General features: G+C 69.4%; 10 protein-coding genes and 4 pseudogenes. 5 read left to right on the plus strand and 9 right to left on the minus strand.

Features of this window, described 5'->3' with window-relative positions:
- Positions 1-18 precede the first annotated feature (18 nt).
- On the minus strand, positions 19-447 hold the full coding sequence (tnpA, locus tag OG972_RS46380) for an IS200/IS605 family transposase (protein WP_266992806.1): 429 nt from the start codon (positions 445-447) through the stop codon (positions 19-21).
- Between the two features lie 49 nt (positions 448-496).
- On the opposite strand from tnpA, the gene OG972_RS46385 reads away from it, so the two are divergent.
- Both OG972_RS46385 and OG972_RS46390 read left to right on the plus strand, forming a co-directional pair.
- A complete protein-coding gene (locus tag OG972_RS46385) occupies positions 497-1,696 on the plus strand; it encodes a transposase (RefSeq protein ID WP_266992808.1) in 1,200 nt (399 codons plus the stop codon).
- 221 nt (positions 1,697-1,917) lie between these two features.
- Positions 1,918-2,097, plus strand: a pseudogene (locus OG972_RS46390) (DUF4158 domain-containing protein); the annotation flags it as partial.
- Positions 2,098-2,268: 171 nt separating this feature from the next.
- Here the strand turns inward: OG972_RS46390 and OG972_RS46395 are convergent.
- The 3 genes from OG972_RS46395 to OG972_RS46405 form a co-directional block, all read right to left on the minus strand.
- Positions 2,269-3,708: an NAD(P)/FAD-dependent oxidoreductase gene (locus OG972_RS46395; protein WP_266992812.1), complete on the minus strand. Its 1,440-nt coding sequence runs from the start codon at positions 3,706-3,708 to the stop codon at positions 2,269-2,271.
- A 401-nt stretch (positions 3,709-4,109) separates the two neighbouring features.
- Positions 4,110-4,580 carry a VOC family protein gene (locus OG972_RS46400; RefSeq protein WP_266992814.1) on the minus strand — a complete coding sequence of 157 codons (471 nt, stop codon included), beginning with the start codon at positions 4,578-4,580 and terminating at the stop codon, positions 4,110-4,112.
- Positions 4,581-4,611: 31 nt separating this feature from the next.
- Positions 4,612-4,764, minus strand: a complete 153-nt coding sequence (locus tag OG972_RS46405) for a hypothetical protein (RefSeq protein WP_266992816.1) — start codon at positions 4,762-4,764, stop codon at positions 4,612-4,614.
- 645 nt (positions 4,765-5,409) lie between these two features.
- Between OG972_RS46405 and OG972_RS46410 the strand changes: the two are divergent.
- Together OG972_RS46410 and OG972_RS46415 are read left to right on the plus strand one after the other, a co-directional pair.
- Positions 5,410-5,863: pseudogene (locus OG972_RS46410) on the plus strand (glyoxalase).
- Positions 5,864-6,121: 258 nt separating this feature from the next.
- A pseudogene (locus OG972_RS46415) lies at positions 6,122-6,397 on the plus strand (Tn3 family transposase); the annotation flags it as partial.
- A gap of 191 nt (positions 6,398-6,588) precedes the next feature.
- Here the strand turns inward: OG972_RS46415 and OG972_RS46420 are convergent.
- Positions 6,589-7,179 (minus strand): TetR/AcrR family transcriptional regulator, encoded by a 591-nt coding sequence (locus OG972_RS46420; protein WP_266992820.1) that lies wholly within the window; start codon positions 7,177-7,179, stop codon positions 6,589-6,591.
- A gap of 111 nt (positions 7,180-7,290) precedes the next feature.
- Between OG972_RS46420 and OG972_RS46425 the strand changes: the two genes are divergently transcribed.
- Positions 7,291-8,301: an NADP-dependent oxidoreductase gene (locus OG972_RS46425; protein WP_266993044.1), complete on the plus strand. Its 1,011-nt coding sequence runs from the start codon at positions 7,291-7,293 to the stop codon at positions 8,299-8,301.
- Positions 8,302-8,634: 333 nt separating this feature from the next.
- Here the strand turns inward: OG972_RS46425 and OG972_RS46430 are convergent.
- The 4 genes and pseudogenes from OG972_RS46430 to OG972_RS46445 form a co-directional block, all read right to left on the minus strand.
- Positions 8,635-9,350: pseudogene (locus OG972_RS46430) on the minus strand (IS6 family transposase).
- Between the two features lie 140 nt (positions 9,351-9,490).
- A complete protein-coding gene (locus OG972_RS46435) occupies positions 9,491-10,681 on the minus strand; it encodes an aspartate kinase (RefSeq protein WP_266992822.1) in 1,191 nt (396 codons plus the stop codon).
- A gap of 4 nt (positions 10,682-10,685) precedes the next feature.
- A complete protein-coding gene (locus OG972_RS46440) occupies positions 10,686-12,092 on the minus strand; it encodes an aspartate aminotransferase family protein (RefSeq protein ID WP_266992824.1) in 1,407 nt (468 codons plus the stop codon).
- Complete coding sequence (locus OG972_RS46445) at positions 12,089-16,240, minus strand: Pls/PosA family non-ribosomal peptide synthetase (protein WP_266992826.1); 4,152 nt, start codon at positions 16,238-16,240, stop codon at positions 12,089-12,091. The genes OG972_RS46440 and OG972_RS46445 overlap by 4 nt, the downstream gene beginning before the upstream one ends.
- Between the last annotated feature and the right edge of the window lie 37 nt (positions 16,241-16,277).

Here is a 16,277-nt window from a genome sequence, read left to right on the forward strand (position 1 = left end):
TCGCCCGCGGAGCCGTGCTCAGTCGGGCCGCTTCTGGTTCTCGATGTAGTCCTTGACCACGTGGAGGGGTGCGCCGCCGCATGACCCCGCGAAGTAGGAGCCGGACCAGAAGCGGCCGTGCATGATGGCCTGGTTGACGTGGCCGGTGAACTCCTGCCTCAGCCGGCGCGAGGACACGCCCTTCAAACTGTTGACCAAGTTCGACAGGGCGACCCTCGGCGGGTAATGCACGAGCAGGTGCACGTGGTCTTCTCCGCCGTTGAACTCGATCAGGTCTGCCTCGAAGTCCTCGCAGACTTTTCGCATGATCTCTTCGCAGCGTGTCAGCATCTCGTCGTCGAAGACGGTCCGCCGGTACCTGGTGACGAACACCAAATGCGCGTGGAGGTGGTGGACGACATGACGGCCGCGCCGTATGTCAGGGTTTGGTTCCCAACGTGGTGACATGAACCAATGCTACGGTTAAGGTCGATTCGAGCCGGAGGGGGTGGACTGAATGATCCGTGCGTACAAGTTCCTCCTGCGACCCACCGCCCGGCAGGACCAGGCCCTTCGCGAGATGCTGCGCGACCACTGCTCGCTCTACAACGGCGCGTTGCAAGAACGCCGCGACGCCTACCGGCACAGCTCGAAGACGACGGTCCGATACGGGCAGCAGTCCGCCCAGCTCAAGGACATCCGGGCCTTCGACCCGGAGCGTCAGGGCCGTTGGTCGTTCTCTTCTCAGCAGGCGACGTTGCGGCGTCTGGACAAGGCGTTCGCGGCGTTCTTCCGCCGTGTCAAGGCCGGTGAGAAGCCGGGCTGTCCGCGTTTTCGCACAGTGGGCCGGTTCGACACGGTGGAGTTCCCCAGGGACGGAGACGGCTGCCGTTGGGATGCCACCGCGCACGACCCGGTCACGCGTGTGCGCCTGCAAGGTGTCGGGCACGTCAAGGTGCACCAGCACCGGCCCGTGGTCGGCCATGTCAAGACCGTCTCGGTCAAGCGCGAGGGCCGTAAGTGGTTCGTCGTGCTGACCGCCGAGCGGCCCCAGCCCGAGCCGCTGCCCGCGACCGGCAGCATGATCGGCATCGACCTGGGCATTGCCAACTTCCTCGCCGACTCGAACGGCGAGTTCGTGCCCAACCCGCGTCACGGGCGAAAGGCCGCAGCGAAGCTCGAAGCAGCTCAGCAGGCACTGAGCAGGTGCAAGCGCGGAAGCAAGCGCCGCCGCAAGGCAGTGGAGACGGTGGCACGTCTGCACCGCAAGGTGCGGTGCCAGCGCCTCGACCACGCCCACAAGACCGCCCTCGGCCTCGTGCGGGAACACGACCTCATCGCGCACGAAGACCTCAAGATCCGCAACATGAGCAAGGCCCCCGAACCGAAGCCCGACCCCGACCAGCCGGGCAGCTTCCTGCCCAACGGGGCCGCCGCGAAGGCCGGGCTGAACCGCTCGATCGCCGATGCCGGATGGGGGGTGTTCCTCGCGATCCTGAACGCCAAGGCTGAGAGCGCCGGGCGGGAAGTGATGGCCGTGGACCCCCGCAACACCTCCCGGCGATGCCCCCAGTGTGGGCATACCACCAAGGAGAACCGGCCCACACAGGAGACGTTCCACTGCGTCGCCTGCGGCCACAACGCGCACGCGGACACCGTCGGTGCTCTCAACGTCCTACGGGCCGGGCTGGTCCGTCGCGAAGCCCAACCGGCATAGCGAGAAGCCACCCCGTTCACGGGGTGGAGGAGTCACAGTCTCCTGAGACGACCGACGACGCACAGCGCCGGGCGAGGACGTGTGGTCACCGAGTGTGAGTGGTTGAGCTACAGGAAGTAGCACTGAGATTGATCATGGTCGGTTACCGCAGCAGCCTCCCCGGGTGGGGAGCTTCCGGGAAAGATTGCTGAGCGGGCACGGAGCGCGGCTGCGGTCCGGCCGTGCCGGTGGAATTTCTGACTGATGAGCAAGCCGCTGCCTACGGGGCCTTCGGGGAGACGCCCATGCGTCCCGAGCTGGAGCGGTTCTTCTTCCTCGATGAAGACGACCGCGACTTGATCGCGCTGCGACGGTCCGACGGGCATCGCCTCGGCATGGCGATCAACTGTTGCACCGGACGCCGGTGAAGAGGATTCCGTACAGCACCTTGCGGTCATCCGGAGCCCTCGGTCCGATCCGCGTCCGCGGGCACGCCATGGCCGGCCACCGGGATAGGAGGATCGCTCCTCACCCGCAGACGACCGAGTCACCCGGCGGAGGCCAGGACCGCCCCGATGCCGGCCGGAGCATGCTCAGCCGCGGTAGGTCTCCAGCAGCCGCAGCCAGACTTCGCCGAGGGTGGGGAAGGCGGGGACGGCGTGCCAGAGCCTGTCGAGGGGCACCTCGCCGGCGACCGCGATGGTGGCCGAGTGCACCAGTTCCCCGACGCCGGGGCCGGCGAAGGTGACACCCACCACGGTGTTGCGGTCGGTGTCGATGAGCATGCGGGCCCGGCCGCGGTAGTCCTCGCCGTACTGGTGGGCGCCGGCGACGCGGGCGAGGTCGTAGTCGACGACCTCGATGCGGCGCCCGCTCTGCTCGGCCTCGCGGCTGGTCAGGCCGACGGAGGCGACTTCGGGGGTGGTGAAGACCACCTGGGGGACGGCCGCGTGGTCGGCGGTGGCGACATGCGCGCCCCAGGGGGCGTCGTCGATGGGCTCTGCCTTGGCGCGGGCGCCGATGACGGTGCCGGCGATCCGAGCCTGGTACTTGCCCTGATGCGTCATCAGGGCGCGGCGGTTGACGTCGCCGACGGCGTAGAGCCAGCCGCCGTCGACGCCGGTGACACGGAAGGTGTCGTCGACGGTCAGCCAGTCGCCGGGGGTGAGACCGACGGTCTCCAGGCCGACGTCGCGGGTCTGCGGGGCGCGGCCGGTCGCCAGCAGGATCTCGTCCGCGGCCAGCTGCCCGCCGTCGGAGAGCGTGATCCGCACCTCGCCGTCTTCGCCGCCCTCGCGGGCCAGGGAGGTGACGGTGGTGTTGAAGCGGATGTCGACGCCTGCTTCGCGCAGTCCGTCAGTGACCAGTTCGCCGGCGAACGGCTCCATCCGTTCGAGGAGTCCGTTCTCGAGGACGAGCATGGTGACCTGGGAGCCGAGGGCCTGCCAGGCGGTGGCCATCTCGACGGCGACCACACCGCCTCCGACGACGGCGAGGCGGCCGGGCACCTTGTCGGCGCTGGTGGCCTCGCGGCTGGTCCAGGGGCGGACGGTGTCGAGTCCGGGGATGGGGGGCAGGGCGGCGCGGGTGCCGGTGGAGACGGCGACGGCGTGCCGGGCGGTCAGGGCGATGTTGTCGCCCTCAGGGGTCTGCACGGCCACCTGCTTGGGGCCGGTGAGGCGGCCGTGGCCGCGTATGAGATCGACGGAGACCGAGTCCAGCCAGTCGACCTGGTCCTCGTCCTTCCAGTACGAGGACATCTTGTCGCGGTGCGCGAGGACCGCTTCGACGTCCAACGGCCCGGTCACCGCCTGGCGCAACCCGGGTACGCGGCTCGCGTCGGCACGTGCCACCACCGGCCGCAGCAGCGCCTTGCTCGGGTCGCAGGCCCAGAACGAGCACTCGCCGCCGAGGAGTTCGCGCTCCACGATCACGGTACTGAGGCCCGCGGCGCGGGCGCGTTCGGCCACGTTCTCGCCGACCGGCCCTGCGCCGATGACGACCACGTCGTAAGTGCGGGTTGTCTCGTTCATCACTGCTGCGTTCCTCACTGTTTCGTTCCTCACTGTTTCGTTCCTCATTGCTTCCGTGACTCGGTCGGACACTCCGGCGGCCGCGGCCCATTGCCGGCCGCGTTTGCCGTTCCCCGCCGCCGGACGGAGCCAGGGCCGCCGCACCGCACGGGGTCGAGGGGGCCCGGTCACGGGATGGGACGGCCCCGGCGGCAAAGCCGTCTCTCGGCGCCCGCGGCGGCCGCTCGGCCGGCGCGGCCCCGTGGCAGCCGGACCGCCGGGCGGCGGAGAGCACCCTTGCGCTCGCCCGGCGGTCCGGTGCCGGCCTTCGGCCCGGACCGCGAGAACCGCTGGGCCGGACGGGCTGCCATCCGGGCCGGACACGGCCCGTTGCAGCCCTTGGACGGTGGCTTGTGGGGTTGTCAGCGGCCGGGGAGGCGCTGCGAGATTTCCTGGAGCACCCAGCCGTTGCCGTCCGGGTCGCTGAAGGTGAGGAAGGAGCCGTAGGAGGCGCGCTCGGGGTGCAGGCCGGCCAGCCGCTCCTGGCCGGGGCCGCGGTGGGTGACGTCCCCGTTTTCGTGGCCGTGGAAGAGGCCGTTGGCGTCGTGGAAGATCTCGCCGACCTCGATGCCGCGGCCGACGAGCTCCGCGCGGGCCCCCTCGATGTCGGAGACGATGAGATACAGGCCCTGGAACGAGCCGGGTGCGATGGGGGTCATCCCCTCGCCGAAGATGATCGAGCACTCGGAGCCGGGCGGCGTGAAGTGCACGACCCGGAAGTCCTCGTTGGCCGTGTAGTCGACGTCCAGGCGGAATCCGACCTTCTCGTAGAAGGCCTTGGCCCGGTCGATGTCGGAGACGGGCAGCACGATCATTTCGAGCTTCAGATTCATGGGGATGTCCTTGGTTTTTGACGTCGGTGGATTACGCCCAATGCGTCACCAGACCGTCGAACGGGGTTTCGCCTTGGTCGGCGAGGTCGGCGAGGTCGGCGAGGTCGGCGAGGTCGGCGAGGTCGGCGAGGTCGGCGTGTCCTGCGTGTCCTGCGTGTCCTGCGGGCCTTGTGCTGACCTGCAATCCAGAGAACCAGCCGGAAAGGCACCTGGGGGCGGTCAAGCAGGCCTGCCTCGACCCTGGCCTACTGGTCCAGGTACTGGCAGGCCCCCTTTCCCTATCGCTGAGTAACCGCCAATGCAGGCTTCGGGATAACGCAGCTTGATCCTCGTCGAGGCGGAAACGGCGAAAAGGTCGTTGACGCGGCCACGGGCCGACGCCTGGACGGCAGCAAGGCATTCGGCTCCACCGCCGGCCCCGCCGTCGGCGAGGTCATGCGCGCCCGCCACTTGGACCCTGACCGGAGATGGTCTGTGGGCCCAACGGGCGTGGCCGGTGTGGGCAGCCCGCGGCAGCGGCTGCCAGACCGCCCGTGCGGCCGTGACGGTACACGCAGCCTCAGCTGACGCATTTCCGCATGTCCCGGGAGCGTGATCACATCCCGCGTGGATGGGGTATTGGCAGGTACCGCAGCCGGATTGACGTGGAAGGCGAGCCGGTGACGGGCGCATGGGCACCCCAGAACTTCCTCGACGGCCCACTTTCCGAAGCCTTGCGGACACTCGCCGGTCGGATCGGTGACCTGGACACCTCGGTACATGCAGGTTCCGTGGGCAGCCCCGAGCGACTGTCTGACCGTCAGCTCCAAGTCCACCGGGAAAAGGGTTGATGTCAGACGGTCTACCGCCGCCCCCTCATGGGCGGGCCAAGAGTTTCTACGAGGCGGCGGGATTTCGGATGGACGTCGACCACGTCGCCGACGAGAACTACCGGGTGGTGCAGTTCACGCCGCCCGGCTCCGAGGGCTCGATCATCTTCGGCAAGGGGGGTCACCTCTGCCGCGCCCGGCTCGGTCCAAGGCCTGTACCTCATCGTCTTCGGCATCGAGGAGGCCCGCGCGGAGCTCGTCGGCCGCGACGTCGGGGTGAGTGAAGTGTTCGACGACGCCGGAGGGCTCTTCTACCACGGCCACGAGGCCGGAGAGGTGGTTCACCACGCCGGGGGGAGGGTGGCCGGCCCGCACCCGGACCGTGCCGACTACGGCTCCTATGCCACCTTCAGCGCCCCGGACGGCAACGGCTGGGTGCTCCAGGAGGTGAAGCAGCGGGCCCCCGGCCGCTGACACCACCAGCCCGAAGGGCAGCCGGCCGCTCCCCTTCGTGGGCGCGGCACCGGTCGACTGCCGGGTCCCGGCCCCCGAGCGCATCAGGGGCACGGCGAGGTGTGCCGGGCGGGTGATGCCGTCGGGGAGCCGGCCGGCGGCGCGGACGACAGTCGCCTGCGCTGGCGTCAGCGCCAGGCTTCGGCGGTGAGTCGTGGCGCGGCGGATGCGGCCAACCAGCGCTCGGCATTGTGTCTATGCGCTCCTGCGCATCCACAGGAAGATCAGTTGGCCAGCCTGGGGCGCGTCCTCGATGCCGTGGTGCTCTGGAACGCCCGCTATCTCGACGCTGCCGTCGCCCAGCTCCGCGCCGGGGGCCACGACCTCAAGGACGAGGACGTGGCCCTCCTGTCTCCGCTGAAGGACAGGCACATCAACTTCGTGGGCCGCTCCCAGTTCAATTTCGCGGCTAGTGGGCCGGGCGAGGGGCCGCGGCCCCTGCGTGATCCGGACGCGCCCGAGCCGGACGAGGACGACGACGGAGGGCAGGACTGACCGTCAGGAGCCGACCCGGGCGTGATCAGCCGGCGCGCCTCCGCCTTCGTCAGCCGCTTCCCAGCGGTCGCGGTCCGCTCCCGGGAGCGCGCGGCTCGATGCCGGTGACCTTGACCGCCTTGGCGAACTCGGCGTCGATCCGCTCTTGCCGAGCGCGCGGCCGAGTTCGCCGGTCCGCGTGCGCGACGATTTCAGCTACGGACGCGAGGGCGGCGTTCCCCCTCGGCGCTGCTCGCTGTGCTGGTCAGGATCGCGCTTGCGACAACGTCGAAGAGGTGATCGGCGCGTGGCGCGAGCGAGGGTTGATCGCCGAGCCAGGCGAGCGCCGTTACCAGCGCGAACAAATCGACGCCATCGATGTCGGTCCGCGCCATGCCCGCGGCCTGGGCGCGGGTGAGGAGCCGCGCACCGGCCGCGCGCAGAGTGACGCACGAAGCGTGGAGTGCGGACTCGGTGTCCTCGATTGCGGCTGCCATCAGCACGATCGCGCCCCGATACTCAGTTGTCCACGCGACGCAGTCGCGTAGCCACGAAGCGAGAGCATCTTCGGGCGAGCTGGACGTTTCGAGGGCGCCTGCCTTAGCGGTCAGCTCGTCGAAGCTCGTGCGGAGCAGGGCATCGAGCAGCGCCTCGCGCGTCGGGAAGTGACGCAGCAGCGTCGCGAGTCCGACATCGGCCCTGCGCGCGATGTCGCGCAGCGACACGTCGACGCCTTGCTCGGTGATGGCGGTGCCCGCTACTGCGAGCAGGTGGTCGCGGTTCTTCCTGGCGTCGGCGCGCATCTGTCCCTCTTGACTATCCGGATCAGTGGTCCATATATTCGGATCAGTGGTCCGCTTATGTGGATCGCTGATCCGAATAAGCCTATCCCGCAGCGCGGGCAGGAGAAAACCATGCCGACACACACGATGAGGGCGGTCCGGCTCCATGAGCACGGCGGCCCTGAAGTTCTGCGTTACGACGAGGCGCCGATTCCCGAGCCGGGGCCGGGTGAGGTGCTCGTTCGCGTGCACGCGGTCGGCGTCAACCCCCCCGACTGGTACCTGCGCGACGGGATGTCCAACCTGCCTGTGGAGGTGAGGCCGAAGTTCAGTCTGCCCGCGATCCCGGGGACGGACCTGTCGGGCGTCGTCGAGGCTGTCGCCGCGGATGTGGACGGCTTCTCCGTCGGTGATGAAGTCTTCGGTCTCCTTCGCTTCCCCGGCTTCGATGGCAGCACCTATGCCGAGTACGTGGCCGCGCCTGCGTCGGATCTCGCACTCAAGCCGGCCGGCATCGATCACGTGCACGCCGCCGGGGCGCCCATGTCCGGGCTCACAGCGTGGCAGTTCCTGATCGAGGTCGGACACGATCACCCCTCGGGCTTCCAGGCGGCGCAGCATCGTCCGGTGCCACTCGACGCCCGCAAGACGGTGCTCATCAACGGCGCCGCGGGCGGTGTGGGGCACTTCGCGCTGCAGCTGGCGAAATGGAAGGGTGCACGTGTCATCGCGGTGGCGTCGGGCGCGCATGAATTGTTCCTGCGCGAGCTCGGCGCCGACGAGTTCATCGACTACACCAAGAGCCGTCCTGAGGAACTCGTGCACGACGTCGACCTCGTTCTCGACGCCGTCGGCGGCCCCGACAGCAAACGCTTCCTGCGCACGCTCAAGCGCGGCGGCTCCCAGTTCCCCGTGTTCTTCGGCGAATTCGACGAAGAAGAGAACGCGAAGCTGGGCGTGACCGTCACGGGCACCACGGTCCGCTCGAACGGCGCGCAGCTTGCCGAACTGGCACACCTGCTCGACGCGGGCGCGGTCCGCGTCGCGATCGACAGCACGTTTGCGCTCGCGGATGCCCGAGCCGCGCACGAACGCGCCGCCCGAGGGCACATCCAGGGCAAGATCGTGCTCACGGTCGCTTAGAGCCTGTCGGGTGACCTTCGATCGGATAGCGGACGCGGTCTGGTGCGTGCGATTCCAAGGCGACGGGATGTCCTCGGATGGGGTCTCCCCTGCTCGAACGAAGCTGAGAGCTTGGGGAAGGAGCTACGAGGACATTTCGGCAACGCGGGAAGCGTGCGTGCCAGGGCGCGGCCGCCCGATCAGAGGCCACCCGACAGCCTCTGAGGAACGAGCCGTTTCACCGACGCGTCCGGTGCTCGACCGCGGGGCACCGGTGGGGCGCTGTCACGTTGTTGAGCGTGTGCATGCCTGACGGTATGTCGGGTGTGGTGGGGCCGGGTTCCGGCTCCGTGCTCAGGCCGCGGCAGGCAGGCCGGCGACGCCGGTGATCTGATCCCAGATGGCGAAGCGGGTGGTCATCTCGGTGCGGTAGTGGGCGGCGGTCATCAGGTGGCGGCGGGGCCTGAAGCTGGGTGAGATACCGCCGAACGCGGCCAGGAACTGCTGGGCTCCGCCGACGCTACGGAAGCCTTTCATGGCGCGTTCGCGCTGCCGGGCTGATGACTGTTCTCGGCCCGATTGTTCAGGCCCTCGTGGGAACGATGCTCGACGGAGGGCATGACCTCGCGGCGGGCCGCGCCGTAGGAGCGGAGCTTGTCGGTGACGATCACCCGCGGCACCGAGCAGGTATTCCTGAGCAGTTTGCGGAAGAAGCGCCTGTCTGAGGCCTTGTCCCTTCGGCCCTGGACCAGGATGTCGAGCACGTTGCCGTCGGCGTCGACGGCCCGCCACAGGTACCACTGCTCGCCGTTGATCTTGATGAAGGCCTCGTCCAGGTGTCACTTGTCGCCCGGGCGGGGCCGCCGGCGGCGCAGGGAGTTGGCGTAGGCCTGCCCGAACTTCGCGCACCAGCGGCGGACCGTCTCGTGGGAGACGAGCACACCGCGCTCGAGCATCAGCTCCTCGACCTCCCGGAAGCTGAGCGGGAAGCGGAAGTACAGCCACACGCAGTGGGAGATGATCTCTACCGGGTACCGGTGCCCCTTGTACGACGGCGGCGCGGACGACACGAGCGAACCCGTCCCGGCACGATCAGCCACAAGATCATCCCAGGCCGGTCAGCCAACGTGACATCCATAGGGGCATCAATGCCCTTGGAATCGATCATCCAGGCCGGACGGTGTGTGCTGGAGGGGCTTGACCGTTCTGGTCATGGTTGCAGGGTCAGTTGGCCGTTGTGTCGTGGGACGGGTGGCTGCGGCGTGTGGGTGAGGAACGCCTTGTGTAGCGCGCGAACGGTGTCGGCAAGGTAGGAGGGAGAGCACATGAGGGTAATTCGTGTGTCCGTCGTAGTCATGGGTGTGAAGGGGATCCCGGCGCGCGTCAGGGTTCTGCGGAGTGTCGCGAGTGTTTCAGGGTGGGCGCACAGGCCGGACCCGATCAGTGAGACGGTAGCGGTGCACTCGTCGTAGGGGACGTCGCCGTGTCCGGTGTGCAGGGGATACGAGCGCGGGGTGGACCGTCCGGCGGCGGTGGATGTGGTTGCGTGGAGGCGCAGGGTTGCCGGTGCCGGTTCGGGGCGGCCGGGCAGAGTGATCTTGGGGTTGTGGGGGTTGTGGGTTATGGCGATGACGGTCGGGCTCTGCTGCGCGTACGTGGCGTCGAAGAACTCGTCGGACACGATGGTTCCGGGGCAGTGGTTGTAGGACGAGCGGACGTGGAGGGTCACGCCGTGCTTTTGGGCGTATTCCACGCTGGACAGAGCCAGTACCTTTGCGCCGCCGACTGCCATTTCGCGCATGTGCTGGTGAGTGAGGCAGGCCAGTGGCCGGGCCTCGGGGACGATTTTGGGGTCTGCGGTATAGACCCCGGACACGTCGGTGTAGATCTCGCAGGCGTCGGCCTTCAGTGCGGCTGCGAGGGCGACCGCGGTGGTGTCGGAGCCGCCGCGGCCGAGGGTGGTGACGTCGACGCCGCCGTAGATCAGCCCCTGGAAGCCGGCTACCAGTGGGATGACGCCGCGGTCGAGTGCGTTGCGGACCCGGTATGGATGGACATCGATGATGTCGGCGGTGCCGTGGGCCGGGGAGGTGAGGATGCCGGCCTGCCAGCCGGTGAAGGAACAGGCCTCGGCGCCGAGGGCGTTGAGGGCCATGGCGGTCAGCGCGTTGGACGCCTGTTCGCCCGTGGCCAGGAGGGCGTCGAGTTCCCGTGGGGGAGGAGCGGCGGTGATGTTCTGTGCGTCCGTCAGGAGCTGGTCCGTGGTGCCGCCCATGGCGGACATCACCACGACGACGTCGTGTCCCGCGTGGTGGGCGGCCGCGATGCGCTGGGCGACGGCCTTGATCCTGTCCAGGCTCGGGATGGAGGATCCGCCGTACTTCTGGACGAGCAGAGCCATGACGTCAGACGCCTCCTTTGGTGGAGCCGGCGAACGCCTTCGATGTGCAGGCTTGGACGACGTCGACGAGGATCGTGGTGGCGGTATCGATCACGTCGGCGGTGACGTTGAGCGGGGGCAGGATGCGGATGACGGCGTCCTCCCGCCCGCCGCGTTCGACGATGAGGCCCCGCCGCAGCGCTTGCGTCTGCACGGCTGCCGCGAGCTGCGGGGCGGGCCGTCCGTCGTCGTCGGGGCAGGCCAGTTCGATGCCCCACATCAGGCCGCGGCCGCGTACGTCGCGGACCCAGGGAGCGGCGACGAGTTCGCCGAGCGCGTTTGCGATCTGCTCGCTCCTGCGCCGTACGTTCCCCAGGACATCGTCCCGGCGGAAGATGCGAATGGTCTCCACTCCTGCGGCGAAGGCGAGTTGGTTGCCGCGGAAGGTGCCGATGTGGGCGCCGGGCGCCCAGGTGTCGAGGGCGGCGTCGTAGAGGATGAGCGAGACCGGGATGCCGATGCCGGTGAGGGCCTTGGACAACACGATCACGTCGGGTTCGATGCCGTACTGCTCGAACGCGAACCAGGTGCCGGTGCGCCCGCAGCCGGTCTGCACCTCGTCGACGATCAAAGGGATGCGCAGGGCGCGGGTGATCTCCCGCACGCGTTGCAGGAAGTCGGGGTGCGCGATGACCACGCCGCCTTCGCCCTGCACCACTTCCACGATGACGGCAGCGGGCAGCGGGACGCCGCCGAGGCTGTCGGTGAGGGTCTGCTCCAGTTGGTCGGCGCACTCCTGCGGGCCGAGGCGGCTCGCTGGTCCCGCTGGGTACGGGCCGAGGGAGCCGTAGGGGAGGAAGTGGACACCGGGCATCCCGTCGTGGACAGGCGCTTTCTGTGCGACCAGTCCGCTGACGGCCATGGCGCCGTGCGTGCTGCCGTGGAAGCCGCCGCGGAAGGCGATGACGCCCCCGCGACCGGTGGCGGTCTTGCAGAGCTTGATGGCTGCCTCGACGGCGTTGGCTCCGGTGGGTCCGCAGAAGTGCACTTTCATCCGGGTGCGCAGGCGCGGCGGCAGCATGGAGAGCTGGGCCTGGGTGAAGGCGTCCTTGATGGGGGTGGGGAAGTCCAGGCCGTGGGTGAGGGCGCTGAGTTGCCGGATCACGCTGCGGACGATCTCCGGGTGGTTGTGGCCAAGGGAGAGGACGCCCGCGCCGGCGAGGAAGTCGATGAAGACGTTCCCGTCGACGTCCTGGACGAAGCTCCCCGATCCCTCGGCGAGCGCGATGGGCAGGTGGCGGGGGTAGGTGCGGGCCCGCGACTCCCACTGTTCCTGACGCGCCAGCAGTGCTGCCGAACGGGGGCCGGGCAGCTCGTCGGCCACGTGTGGCCGCGCCGGTCCGCGGGTTCCTGTGTGCAGTGGCGTGATCATGCCGGGCCTCCCTGGGAGAAGGCGGAGAGCTGAGAAGGATGACCGGGACCGGGATCGCGGTCCTGCGCCGTGCTGGTTGTGGACGCGCGGTCGTGGCGGGGCGCGGCGGGGATGCCCCGCCAGCGGGTGCCGTCCGGCAGGCATTCGCCCTTCATCACCAGGGACAGCGCGTCCAGGCGGGCACCGGCTCCGACGCGTGCGTCGTACAGGACGACGGAACGGAGTCCGATCGAGGCGCCGTCATCGACGGTGACCCGGTCCATCTTCATCACGCGGTCCTCGAACAGGTGGGTCTGCAGCGAGGTGAATTCGCCGACGGCGGCGTCGTCACCGACGTGGACCAGGTCGAACTCGGTCATGAAGGTCGTGGCGATCCAGACCCGGCGTCCGATGCGGGCGCCGAACATGCGCATCACCGTGCCCATCCACGGCGTGCCGGTGAGCAGGCTCACCATGACCGGCACCACGAGGTTCTCGTACAGGCCGGTGACCAGTTCCGTGCGCCGCACCCAGATGCTCCACAGGGGCTCCACGCGTGGCCGGTACGGTCCCACGACCGCCCACTTGACTGCCACGGCAGCCACCGTGCAGCCGAGACCGGCGCCCAGGAGCAGGGCGGGGCCGAGTATCACCACCACCGCGGGCGAGAGGGAACCCACCATGTGCAGTGCGGCGAACAGGACGCCGAGGACGCTCAGCGCGCTGACCGTCGCCGGCAGGGTGATCCGGAAGTACTCGATGGCCAGGCGCGCCGCGACAAGGCCGCGGCTCGGTGTGTAGGTCAGTTTCGCGGGGAAGGCCTGGCTCGCCTCGCGGCGGGGCAGGAAGATCGCCGGTGAACCGAGCCAGGTCGTCTCCGGGTCCATGGGCCTGGTCGGCGCGAGCGAGTGCACCCCGAGGAGGCTGTTGTCGCCGAGCCGGCAGGAGCCGGGCACCAGCGCGCCGTTACCGACGAAGCTTCGCCGTCCGATCTGCGCCGGGGCCAGGGCAATACGGCCCCGGTGGAAGATTGCCGGGCCCACGACGCTGACGTCGGCCAGGAAACTGCCCTCGCCGACAACGAGCATGTCGGGATCGACGAAGTTCACGGTGGCGACCTCGGCCCAGCGCCCCGTCCGTGCGCCCATCGCCCGCAGGAACGGCACGAGATAGAGGGTGGAGTACAGGGCCTGAGTCATGGTCAGGCTGATGAGCATCAGGCCGTCGCTGATCCACTTGCGCACCCCGAAAGCGCTGCGCTCGTGGTGGATCCCGGCGTGTGGTGCGGCGGGCATCACGATGCGTTTGGTTACGAGGGCGAAGAGGCAGGTGGCCAGGGGAACCAGCGGACCGGCCGCTGCCGCTGCCGCCAGGGCCCACACCAAGCCGTACCGCCAGGCGGTGTATTCCACCAGCGCCGAGGCGGAACCGAAGATCACCATCGGGCCCAGCACGAGCAGCAGCGCCCCTGCGCCGTACCCGGCGAGCACCCGCGCGGGCCAGGGTTCGTGGTCGGCTCGGGCTTCCAGGTCCCGCAGCAGTGCAGGCACGGTGTCCTGCCGGGTGGCCGGGGAGCCGGCCCAGTGCTCACCGGGCGGCACGACGCAGTCCTCCGGCACGAGCGACTGCTCGCCCACACTGGCGCCGTCGCCGATCACGGCCCCCGGCAGCACCACGCTGTTGGTCCCCACGAAGCACCCCGACCCGATCCGGATCGTTCCCAGGCGCAGGCGCCCGGACTCGACGGTGTAGGTCTGCAGCCTGGCCCCGTAGCCGATGCTCGTCCCCGCGCCGATCCGCAGCAGCGACGGTGGCGCCAGCATCGCCTGCAGGTGGCAGTGGCTGCCGATTTGCGCGCCGAGCAGGCGCAGGCACACGGCGAGCAGCGGAGAGCCGGCCAGCAGCCGCAGCGGCGTCAGCGCGAGGACCTTGCTCTGCATCCAGAACCGCCAGTACGTCACACCCCACAGCGGATAACGCCCCGGGCCGACCCCGGCCATCAGCAGTCGGCTCACTGGCAGCGGCAGCACCAGCAAGGTGATCGCGAGCCATCCGATCTCCAGTAGCGTGATCGCCGGGACCGGCAACCGGACGAGGTGGTCCAGGACTCCGGCGGTGGACGCCGGCACCCGGGTGTGCCCGGAGCGGAACATCCGGTAGAACAAGACGGTCATCGCGAGTCCGGGCAGGAACAACCATGCGTACAGTCCGGCGAGCTGTGCCACGCCGCAGGCCATCACCCGGGTCGTGGAATGGTTCAGGGGAGCCGGGGCCGCCTCGGTAGTGGCCGGCGGCCCGGCCTGCGGCTCGGTGGCGAGGGCCTCGATGCAGGATGCCAGGCCCCTGAGGGTGGGGTGGGCGTACAGGTCCCCCATGGCCACGTCCCGCAGTTGGGGGTCCTGCCGCATCCGCGAGACCAGGCGGGCAGCGGTCATGGAGTGCCCGCCCAGGTCGCAGAAGAAGTCCTCCGTCACCGAGATCCCGTCGCACCCGAGCACGTCGGACCACAATCCGGCCAGCCGCTGTTCCAGCGGTGTCGCGGGGGCGGCGCGCGGTCGCGAGCGCCGGGTCAGCGGGGGCGAGACCGGGGCGGGAAGCGCGGCGCGGTCGACCTTGTCCGCGGCCAGCAGAGGGAACGCGGAAAGCACCTCCAGGTGCGCAGGCACCATGTATCCCGGCAGTCTGCCCTGCAGCCGGATCCGCAGACGCTCCCGCAGGTCTGCCTCCGAGACAGTGTCCGGCGTGGCAGCGAGGGTGACGTAGCCGACGAGGTCCTCAGCGGAGCCGTCGTGCTCCAGCGGCGTGACGACCGCGTTCTCCACCGCATCGTCCTCGCGCAGCACTTCCTCGATCTCCGCCAGTTCGATGCGGTAGCCGCGGATCTTCACCTGCGTGTCGACCCGGCCCAGGTACTCGATCTCGCCGGTCGTGGTGCGCCGTCCACGGTCCCCGGTGCGGTAGACCCGCGGGGCGGCCACGCGGTCCCGGGCCACCGGGTTGGGGACAAACCGCTCCGCGGTGAGGGCGGGCCGGTTGACGTAGCCGATCGCCACGCCCGGGCCCCCGATGCAGATTTCCCCGGGCTCCCCTGCCGGAACGGCGCGAAGCGATTCGTCCAGGATATAGAGCCGGTACGTGGGCAGCGGGGTACCGATGGTGACCGGCCGGTGCGGCACGGGTTCGCTGCAGCTAGCAGTCACCGTCGTCTCGGTCGGACCGTACGCGTTAAGAATGCGTACGCTGGGGCGCCACCAGCGGCGCACCAGGTCGGCGGGGCACGCCTCGCCGCTCAGGAGCAAGGTGCGCAGACGCGGCAGCTCCGGCTCGAGAGTCGCCAGCAGGGTGGGCACGCAGCACAGCACGGTGATACCGCGCTCGGCCAGGAACGCGGTGAGGTCCGGGCCCGCGATCCGGCCTCCGGCCGGCCCCGCGACCAGCGTCGCCCCCGCGATCCAAGCCGGCCAGATCTCCTCCAACGCGAAGTCGAAGGCGATCGACAGGCCCTGATAGACCCGGTCCTGACCGGTCACGCGGTAGAACGGCGTGACCACCCGCAGGAAGTTCACGATGCTCGCGTGCGAGACCGCCACGCCCTTGGGCCGTCCGGTGGTGCCCGATGTGTAGATGACGTAGCACGGAGAGGAGGGGGCGATCTCGACACCGGGCCGACCGGCCGGCAGCGCGGCCAGCCGATCGACCACGCGGTCCACCTCCAGCACCGCGCACGGCAGGTGCAGGGTCCGGTCGGACAAGGATGACGACGTCACGAAGTCGCGCAGCCCTGCGTCCCGAACGATGAACTCCAGTCGGTCGGCCGGGAACGCCGGATCCAGTGGCACATAGCTCGCCCCCGACTTGATCACGCCGAGCAGCGCCACATAGGAGTCCAGGGACCGGTCGAGCAGAATGCCCACGCCGTCGCCCGGCCCCACCCCTCGCGCCAGGAGCAACCGGGCCAGCCGATTCGCCCGCCGGTCGAGCTCGGCGTAGGAGAGCCGTTCCGCACCGCACTCCACGGCGGTGCACTCCGGGCCCCTGTCGCATGCGCGCTCGAAGCACTCGTTCAGGAGTCGCACATCGGACCAGAACTGATTACTTGCCTCTGGGGGCCCTTCCTGTACGGCGGCACAGGCCTCGTCGGGCGGTGGCAGTTCCCTCTGTCCTGTCATCGCTACCGTCTCCCTCTGCAGCGAACCGCTCCCGGGT

This window comes from Streptomyces sp. NBC_01669 (assembly GCF_026339735.1).
GTDB lineage: Bacteria > Actinomycetota > Actinomycetes > Streptomycetales > Streptomycetaceae > Streptomyces > Streptomyces yanii.

What these genes read in the sequence shown, in the direction of transcription:
- tnpA (WP_266992806.1), bottom strand. Translation starts at nt 447, where the DNA reads ATGTCACCACGTTGGGAACCAAACCCTGACATACGGCGCGGCCGTCAT.
- OG972_RS46385 (WP_266992808.1), top strand. Translation starts at nt 497, where the DNA reads ATGATCCGTGCGTACAAGTTCCTCCTGCGACCCACCGCCCGGCAGGAC.
- OG972_RS46395 (WP_266992812.1), bottom strand. Translation starts at nt 3,708, where the DNA reads ATGAACGAGACAACCCGCACTTACGACGTGGTCGTCATCGGCGCAGGG.
- OG972_RS46400 (WP_266992814.1), bottom strand. Translation starts at nt 4,580, where the DNA reads ATGAATCTGAAGCTCGAAATGATCGTGCTGCCCGTCTCCGACATCGAC.
- OG972_RS46420 (WP_266992820.1), bottom strand. Translation starts at nt 7,179, where the DNA reads ATGCGCGCCGACGCCAGGAAGAACCGCGACCACCTGCTCGCAGTAGCG.
- OG972_RS46425 (WP_266993044.1), top strand. Translation starts at nt 7,291, where the DNA reads ATGCCGACACACACGATGAGGGCGGTCCGGCTCCATGAGCACGGCGGC.
- OG972_RS46435 (WP_266992822.1), bottom strand. Translation starts at nt 10,681, where the DNA reads ATGGCTCTGCTCGTCCAGAAGTACGGCGGATCCTCCATCCCGAGCCTG.
- OG972_RS46440 (WP_266992824.1), bottom strand. Translation starts at nt 12,092, where the DNA reads ATGATCACGCCACTGCACACAGGAACCCGCGGACCGGCGCGGCCACAC.
- OG972_RS46445 (WP_266992826.1), bottom strand. Translation starts at nt 16,240, where the DNA reads ATGACAGGACAGAGGGAACTGCCACCGCCCGACGAGGCCTGTGCCGCC.